This window comes from Micromonospora globbae (genome assembly GCF_003610785.1).
GTDB classification, from domain to species: domain Bacteria; phylum Actinomycetota; class Actinomycetes; order Mycobacteriales; family Micromonosporaceae; genus Micromonospora; species Micromonospora globbae.
In genome coordinates this window covers 1-6,943 of the sequence record NZ_RAQQ01000062.1, presented here as the reverse complement: position 1 = coordinate 6,943, position 6,943 = coordinate 1, and the positions used below count along the sequence as shown (strand labels likewise).

Annotated in this window: 7 protein-coding genes; 4 read left to right on the top strand and 3 right to left on the bottom strand. The window is 61.9% G+C overall.

Translation table 11 applies throughout. The annotated features are described in order from the left end of the window. The 3 genes from D7I43_RS33325 to D7I43_RS32630 form a co-directional block, all read left to right on the top strand. Positions 1-191 (top strand): hypothetical protein (locus tag D7I43_RS33325; protein ID WP_204985342.1); only part of this gene is annotated, 191 nt, incomplete at its 5' end. 716 nt (positions 192-907) lie between these two features. Continuing rightward, positions 908-2,773, top strand: coding sequence for a type I restriction-modification system subunit M (locus tag D7I43_RS31955; RefSeq protein ID WP_158610206.1), 1,866 nt, complete (start codon positions 908-910; stop codon positions 2,771-2,773). A 2-nt stretch (positions 2,774-2,775) separates the two neighbouring features. Continuing rightward, the gene (locus tag D7I43_RS32630; RefSeq protein WP_147427372.1) at positions 2,776-4,155 is read left to right on the top strand and encodes a restriction endonuclease subunit S domain-containing protein; all 1,380 of its coding nucleotides are present in this window, start codon (positions 2,776-2,778) and stop codon (positions 4,153-4,155) included. Between the two features lie 562 nt (positions 4,156-4,717). Here the strand turns inward: D7I43_RS32630 and D7I43_RS31950 are convergent. After that, complete coding sequence (locus D7I43_RS31950) at positions 4,718-4,969, bottom strand: hypothetical protein (protein ID WP_192902322.1); 252 nt, start codon at positions 4,967-4,969, stop codon at positions 4,718-4,720. A 94-nt stretch (positions 4,970-5,063) separates the two neighbouring features. On the opposite strand from D7I43_RS31950, the gene D7I43_RS31945 reads away from it, so the two are divergent. After that, positions 5,064-5,630: an HD domain-containing protein gene (locus D7I43_RS31945; RefSeq protein WP_120332280.1), complete on the top strand. Its 567-nt coding sequence runs from the start codon at positions 5,064-5,066 to the stop codon at positions 5,628-5,630. On the opposite strand, the gene D7I43_RS31940 is transcribed toward D7I43_RS31945, so the two are convergent. Together D7I43_RS31940 and D7I43_RS31935 are read right to left on the bottom strand one after the other, a co-directional pair. Next, positions 5,618-6,088, bottom strand: a complete 471-nt coding sequence (locus tag D7I43_RS31940; RefSeq protein WP_120332279.1) for an NUDIX hydrolase — start codon at positions 6,086-6,088, stop codon at positions 5,618-5,620. The genes D7I43_RS31945 and D7I43_RS31940 overlap by 13 nt on opposite strands. 5 nt (positions 6,089-6,093) lie before the next feature. Beyond that, a complete protein-coding gene (locus D7I43_RS31935) occupies positions 6,094-6,810 on the bottom strand; it encodes a phospholipase D-like domain-containing protein (protein ID WP_120332278.1) in 717 nt (238 codons plus the stop codon). Between the last annotated feature and the right edge of the window lie 133 nt (positions 6,811-6,943).

Genomic DNA, 6,943 nt, shown 5'->3' with positions numbered 1-6,943 from the left:
CCCTTGACCTGACACCCCGAACAACCAACGGCGGGGAACTATCTGGCCGCCGTTGGGGAGAACTCCGCGGCCGTCAGCGGGGACAACTGCCGGCCGCCTACGGGGAGATCAAAGAGACCGTTGACACAGGTCTGTTCCGACCAGATCTGCTGATCGAGGTCGAGGCGGTCGCCGCGATCGCCGACCGCTAGACCCCACGTGCGAGCGTGCCTGGTGGATCTGGAGCCCCCGGCCGGGATCGAACCGGCGACATCTCGCTTACAAGCTCTGTGCATCGCGTCCGCACGCGTCCGGGAACGGCTGCACGCTGGGAGCTTCGTCCATGCCAGCGCACCTCAGGGTGCCCGAGTCCGGGCCAGTTGCTGTCAGCGTTGCTGTCGGCAGCTATTTCGCCGGCGAAGTTCGACCTCTTCGTCCCGAACGCCGGCACGGCGCACTCTTACTTGTCACCCGTTGTCGTCCGGTGCTGCTGAGCGTGGCCATCATGCCGGCCAGCGCTGGACGTGGTCAGCGACTTGCGGTGGTTTCGCTGCCTTCGTGGTGCCTCTGCCTTGCAAAGATCAAGACCGTTGTCGGTGAGCGTCGGCCACTGCCGCTGACCTGCTCGCGGTGCCGCCGACCGTCGACCCTAGGCCGTGTCCGTCGCCCGGCTTGGCTGTACGAATGGCTGTACAAGCGGACCCTGATCACGAGCCTCAGACACGATCCTTTCGCACCTGGCGGTGCCCTCGCACCGTCCAGTGTGCGCTTGGCTGCCGCAACTGTCGGCTGTGTAGTGGTTTGCGCATATCCGTACGACCAAGCCACCTCACAGCAGGGCGACCGGTTCGACCAGCGCCCAGGGAGGCAGGGTTAGATGTGGGTACCAGCCAGCCTCTCCTGGCGACTGCCGGTGGAAGGAGCCGTCTTGCCCGACAACGGAAAGTTCGTGGACGAAGTATTCCGTGATCCGAGCGTCCGGCACGGGCTACGGATTTTTCCGGCTGAAAGTATTGACCAGCTCATCTTTGAGGTACGCAACGGGAAGCTAAACATCCGGTGCTTCGCAACTAACCGATGGCGATTGGCCAAGCCCGAGGAGGTAATTCGCCAACTCACGGTTCTTATGCTGTCGAACCAGTACGGCTATCCCATCGACCGGATCTCGGTCGAAGTTCCCGTGAAGATGGGATCGTCCTACGCGGCCAAGAAGGCTGACATCGTCGTTTATCGCGAGAACGCGAAGTTGCACCCACACATCGTGGTGGAGGTAAAGAAGCCTCGGCGACGAGATGGCCTAGAGCAGTTGAACTCGTACATGAACGCGACAGGCGTTTATTTTGGCGCTTGGATAAACGGCGATGACGCCGTCTTCCAGTGGCGTAACGAGCCTAACCTCTTCGAGCAACTTCACCGGCTGCCCGCTTCCCACGAGTCGCTAGACGACGTCAAGCAGCCCATGACAAAGGGACAGCTTCGCCCTCTCCTCGATTTAAGAGACGAGGTCGAATACCTTGAGGACACCGTACTGGCAAATGCCGGCGTGTCCGCCTTCGAGGAGATTTTCAAGCTCATCTTTACCAAGTTGTACGATGAGTTTGAGAAGGCTGAGACCGATCCGGTAGAATTTCGCACAACAACGGCACCAGCTCGAGAGCAATACGAAAGGCTCAATAGCCTGTTCCACAGGGCCTGCGAAGAGTGGCCCGACATTTTCGCCCCTACGGAGAATCTGGAATTAACTCCAGAGGCACTAATCTCTGTGGCGTCCGCTCTTCAGACTCGGCGCCTGCTCGACGCCGATCTTGACGTAATCGACGCGGCATTTGAGTACATGATTAACCCGGAGCAAAAGGGCGACAAAGGCCAGTACTTTACACCGCGCTCGGTTGTCAAAATGTGCGTTAAGATGCTCAACCCTAAGCCCGGGGAGCGGGTGATCGATCCATCCTGCGGGCCGGGCGGCTTCCTGGTTCATTCCTTGCAGTGGGTGACCGACAGGTTCCTGCGCGAGAAGTTCGCTCGCAACCTTGAAAAGCGCAAGTATGATTACGCAGGCAGCCGGCTATTTGGCATCGACTTCGACCCGCGGCTCGTGCGCGTAGCCAAGGCCATGCTGCTGATCTCCGGAGATGGCAAGACGAACATCTTCCGCGTCAACTCTCTAGATCTGCGCGAATGGCGGAGTAGGACAGACGGACTTGAGGGCCGAGTCAAGGACGGCACTTTTGACATCATTCTGACGAATCCCCCGTTCGCGGGAAGCATTACCCAGCCCGAGATTCTGGGTAGTTACGACCTGGCATACAAGGGCGATCCGACGAACAACAAGCGGTCGAACCGGATGACTCGGGACGTGCTGTTCATCGAACGGTGCATGCGGCTTTTGAGGCCAGGTGGACGTATGGCGATTGTGCTTCCTCAAGGAAACTTCAACAACGCAAACGCCGACTACATTCGCGAATGGCTTTTCGACCAGGCCCGCATCTTGGGGGTCGTTAGCCTGCACCCCAACACCTTCAAACCCTTCACCGGCACCAAGACTAGCGTCTTGGTGCTACAGAAGAGGAAACCGGGCGAGTCGACAGATGAGAGCGAACCCATCTTCATGGCCATCAACGAACTTCCGGTCAAGAACAACAGTGGGGACTATCTGTATCGCGTGACAGATGGTGAGTTTGACCTCGATGAGGACGGCAAGCGCATCGTTGCGGACGACCTGGACGAGATCGCGGACGCATTCATTGCGCATGCTCGTGCTCAGAACTTGAGCTTCTGGTCGGAGAGTGACTAGCAATGGCGACCGTTCTTACAGTTGCACCCCTCGAGCTGGAGCGGACCAGCAGGATAGACCCCGAGTACTACCTGCCCGATTACCAAGACCTGGAGGATCGGTTAAAGCGCCTCAAAGCCTCACCGCTGACCGACGTAGCAAAGGTATCGGACGGTAACCATGCAAGCATTAGCAAGCATTTCACGTCCAGCGGCGTCAGGTATTTGCGCGGGCAGGACATCAACGACTTCTTCATCAGTGCAGGTTCGCCGGTTTACCTACCCCTGAAGACCTACAACTCAGCACCGATGCTCCGATCTCACATGCAGCCCCTCGATGTGCTGGTGTCGATCGTCGGGACGATCGGTGCCGTTGCACTATTACCTGCCGACGCCGGCCCTGTCACCGGTAGCTGCAAAATTGCCATACTTCGGTCGCGTACTGTTGACCCATACTATCTGGCGGCTTTCCTGCTTTCCCGCTACGGGCAGATGCAGATGCGTCGTCTCACGCGGGGCGCTTTGCAGATGGGCCTGATTCTTGACGACTTTGATCAAATCAAGGTACCGACTCCCAGCCCTGAACTTGTCGAGCTTGTCACCTCTCGAATCGAAATGGCCCAAGCAGAAAGACGCTCAGCCGATAAGGCGTTCGGATCGACCGTAAAGTCCAGCTTGGTACAGCTGAATCTGGCGGACAGTCCCTCCAACTATGGGGCCAACCACCTGTCGCTGGAGAGGTCTAAGGTAAGGAGCATCGGACGACTAGACCCGGAATTCTTCCTCGCGCGAGAGCATCACGATCTGCGGGAGAGAATCTCTAGCAACATGGGCACCTTGGATGAGGTCTGCGACCGCATCGCAAGTGGCGTTACCCCGGCCAAGGAGGAGTACACGACCCAAGGCGTCCCCATCTTGAAGGTAGAGGGTTTGGACAGCATCGGCACGGCTCGGCATACCGATGGGTTCGTGAGCGCCGAATGGGCAGCCAGAAACCCTAAGGCTGCTGTACAGGCTGGAGATGTTCTGATGCTGTCGGCCGCACACGCGGCAAGTTATATCGGCAAAAGCGGCGTTGTTGTAGACGAGCTGCCAGCCGAGGCGCGCGTCGTCGCCGAACTCATTAACCTGCGCTCTACAACTGTTCCACCGGAAGCGCTCGCGATCTATCTCAATCTTCCGCCAGTTAGGTCCCATGTACGCGGGCTCATCCGTGGCAGCACAGCTCACTTGTACCCGAGAGACCTGAAACAGGTTCCCGTTCCTGACCTTACTGGCGATCTCGGCGAGGAGTTGACTTTCGGCTTTCAGGAATCGCATAAACGTCAACGGTCGGCGCGGACTCTACTTCAGGAAGCCGTCACCGCCGTTGAAATTGAGCTGGACGCGCTGAGCGACATTTAGGCAAACAGTGCTGGAACTGCGCCATCCCGTCTGCCATCGACCCGCCCTCTGGGGAGCGGGCCGCCGCCCGGCCCGCCACGTCAAGCGGACCGTGACGGCTCGTACGGACGCTGGCGGGTCGGGCGGTGGTCTGCTCGGCTTGCCCGGGTCGATGGCAGGCGGGATGGCCTACCGCAACCACCCACGGACGGTGAGCCGCCGGCGGAGCCCCGGCCATCCTGGAGCCGGAGCGCCCCCGCCGGAGGCGCAGTAGCCGCAACCCCGCGACCGCCGCCAGCTCACCGACGCGGCCGGCGTCCGCTCCCCTACGCCGCGCGGGCTTATGGCCGCGCGGCCCGGCCGGCTGCCGGCCCACCCCTTACCGGTCAACGGCCTGTTGTTCTGCGGCGGCCCTCCGGGCTTTCCCGCTCTCCGCGCCAGCCGCCGGGCATCAGGCGTGACGGCCGCAGAGCGACAGCGGCAGCGGCCGGCGCGCGCCCAGGCGGCGGCGCGTGCGGCCCGTCAAGGGCCGCCTTGAAGACGTACAGAAACTTTGAACCACTTCGCCGGCAGCCGGCCGGCCTCACCTCGGTGGCTGCGTGGCTGCGTCGCCCGTCTGCTCGCGCCACTGGCCGCCGTCGGCCTGGACGAGACGCCGGACCATCGCGCGGGCTTCATCCTCCGTGTCGAACTCCCACCGGAGCACCTTGCCCGTCTCCGAGTCACCGGCCCTGGCCACGACAAGCCAGCGGACCTCCCGGGCGAGCCACACGTCACGACGAGTCAGCCGTCCCCACACCCCGTTCCACCAGCGCCCGACCAGTTCTCGTGCCACCGGCTGATCGTACATACGTACGATTCGCGTTCACTGCGGATGTCCGGCCTGTTAGCGGAGTGCAGAGGTCAAGCTCCCTCCGTAGGCTGACCGCATGTCCGCCCTTATCGACACTGCCCGGGATATCGCACGCGGCAAGCTAGAGGCGGTGCTGCCCCGTCGATGGAGCCACGTTCAGGCGGTGGCTGCCAAGGCTCGGAGCGTCGCTGCGGCCGTCCCCGACGAAGACCGGGACGTGTTGGTCGCCGCAGCATGGTTGCACGACGTCGGCTACAGCCCGGACCTGGTCGATACGGGCTTCCACTCCCTCGATGGCGGTCGGTGGCTGAGGCGGCAGCGGTTCGACGATCGGATCGCTGCTCTGGTGGCACACCACTCGTGCGCGTGGCTGGAGGCGGAGGAACGCGGGCTCGATGCGGCCCTGGCCGACGAGTTTCCCCGCGAGGAATCGGCGGTCGCGGACGCACTCTGCTTCTCGGACATGACCACCGGGCCGGATGGCCAAGACTTCGAGGTCTTGGAGAGGCTCGCGGAAATTCGCTCTCGCTACGGCCCAGATCACCTCGTCACGCGTTTCATCATCCGTGCAGAGCCGGCGATGGTGGCGGCAGTACAGCGCACGCAGTCACGTCTCAGTCGCCGGGTTCCTCAACCGATGTAGGGCTGCGGCCTGTCCTCGTAACCGTGTTGGATGCGCAGCAGTGTCGACGGGTGAATCGCCAGGTCCGGCAGCTCGTCGCGACTCAGCCAACGCACGTCAGATGACTCGTCGCTGATCGCGAGTACCCCGCCGCGAGGCACGGCGCGGAAGCAGAGCGAGAACTGCTGGCGCACCTCGCCGTCGGAGTATTCGATGACGTGTCCTGGATCGGAGTAGACGCCGACAAGCCCGGTCACCTCAACCTCGATGCCGGTTTCCTCTCGGGTCTCTCTGACCGCTGTCTGCGCGACGGTCTCTCCGATCTCCTGCCCGCCGCCCGGGAGGGACCACAAGCCGTTGTCCGTGCGCTGGATGAGCAGCACTCGGCCGCGGCCGTCCCGCACGAATACGGAGACGGCCACGACGATGCTGTTGGCCTTGGGCGCGTTCGGGTCGTGGTAGTGCTCGATCCTCGCCACAGGATCTAGGGTGCCACCTCGGTTCGTTCGAGCGTGTAGGAGGACAACATGACTCGGTCGAAGCTGTCAGCGTAGGTCCTGAACAGATCGCCGCCAGACAACCTGCGCAGGTGCATCACCGGGGCATGTGGCGCCGGGATCCCGAGGACGTGCATGTTGACCAACATCTCGTCATCGAAGCGGTAGATCGAGTTGTAGAGGGTGGTTTCGTGGTACCTCACCTCCACGTCTGATGTGTCGCCGAGGCGGTTGTAGTACTGCATGACCTGCCGAATCTTGGCAGCCATAACACCCGGCGCGCCCTCCTCGACGCTCCTTCGCTCGATGGCTGGCCTTGTGGGATCACCCAGCAGAATTTTCACCGACACTCCGTCCTGCGCCTTCTGTCGGAGGGTGTCGATAAGACCTGGGTCCTGCTCGACGAGGAAGAGTCCCGCGTACGCGAGGATGTCGATGCGCTCTTCGGCTCTGTCAATGAGTCGACGCCACACTTCGTAGGGAACCGACGATCGCCGCGAGTAGACCTGGATGACCTCGTTCTGGCCCAGGCGTGACGCCTTCTCGGGAGTTACCGCGTTCGGCCACAGATACGACTCGCTCTCTCGCACAAGAGCGGCGATGGCATGGCGGTGACGTGGGTACGGAGTCCGGTCCTGGGTGATCCACCGCTCCACCGTTTTCGGGTCAACCCCGATCTTCTCTGCAATCCCAGCCGGAGTCATGCCGTTGGGGTGTGTACAAATAACGGCTGATCGACCGATCAAGGGAGAGACGCCAGATGACGACCGAGACCACCTCGGGGCAGGAGCCGGCCGCAGGGTCGGTGGGTGCGGTCACGGATGAGCAGTTGATCGC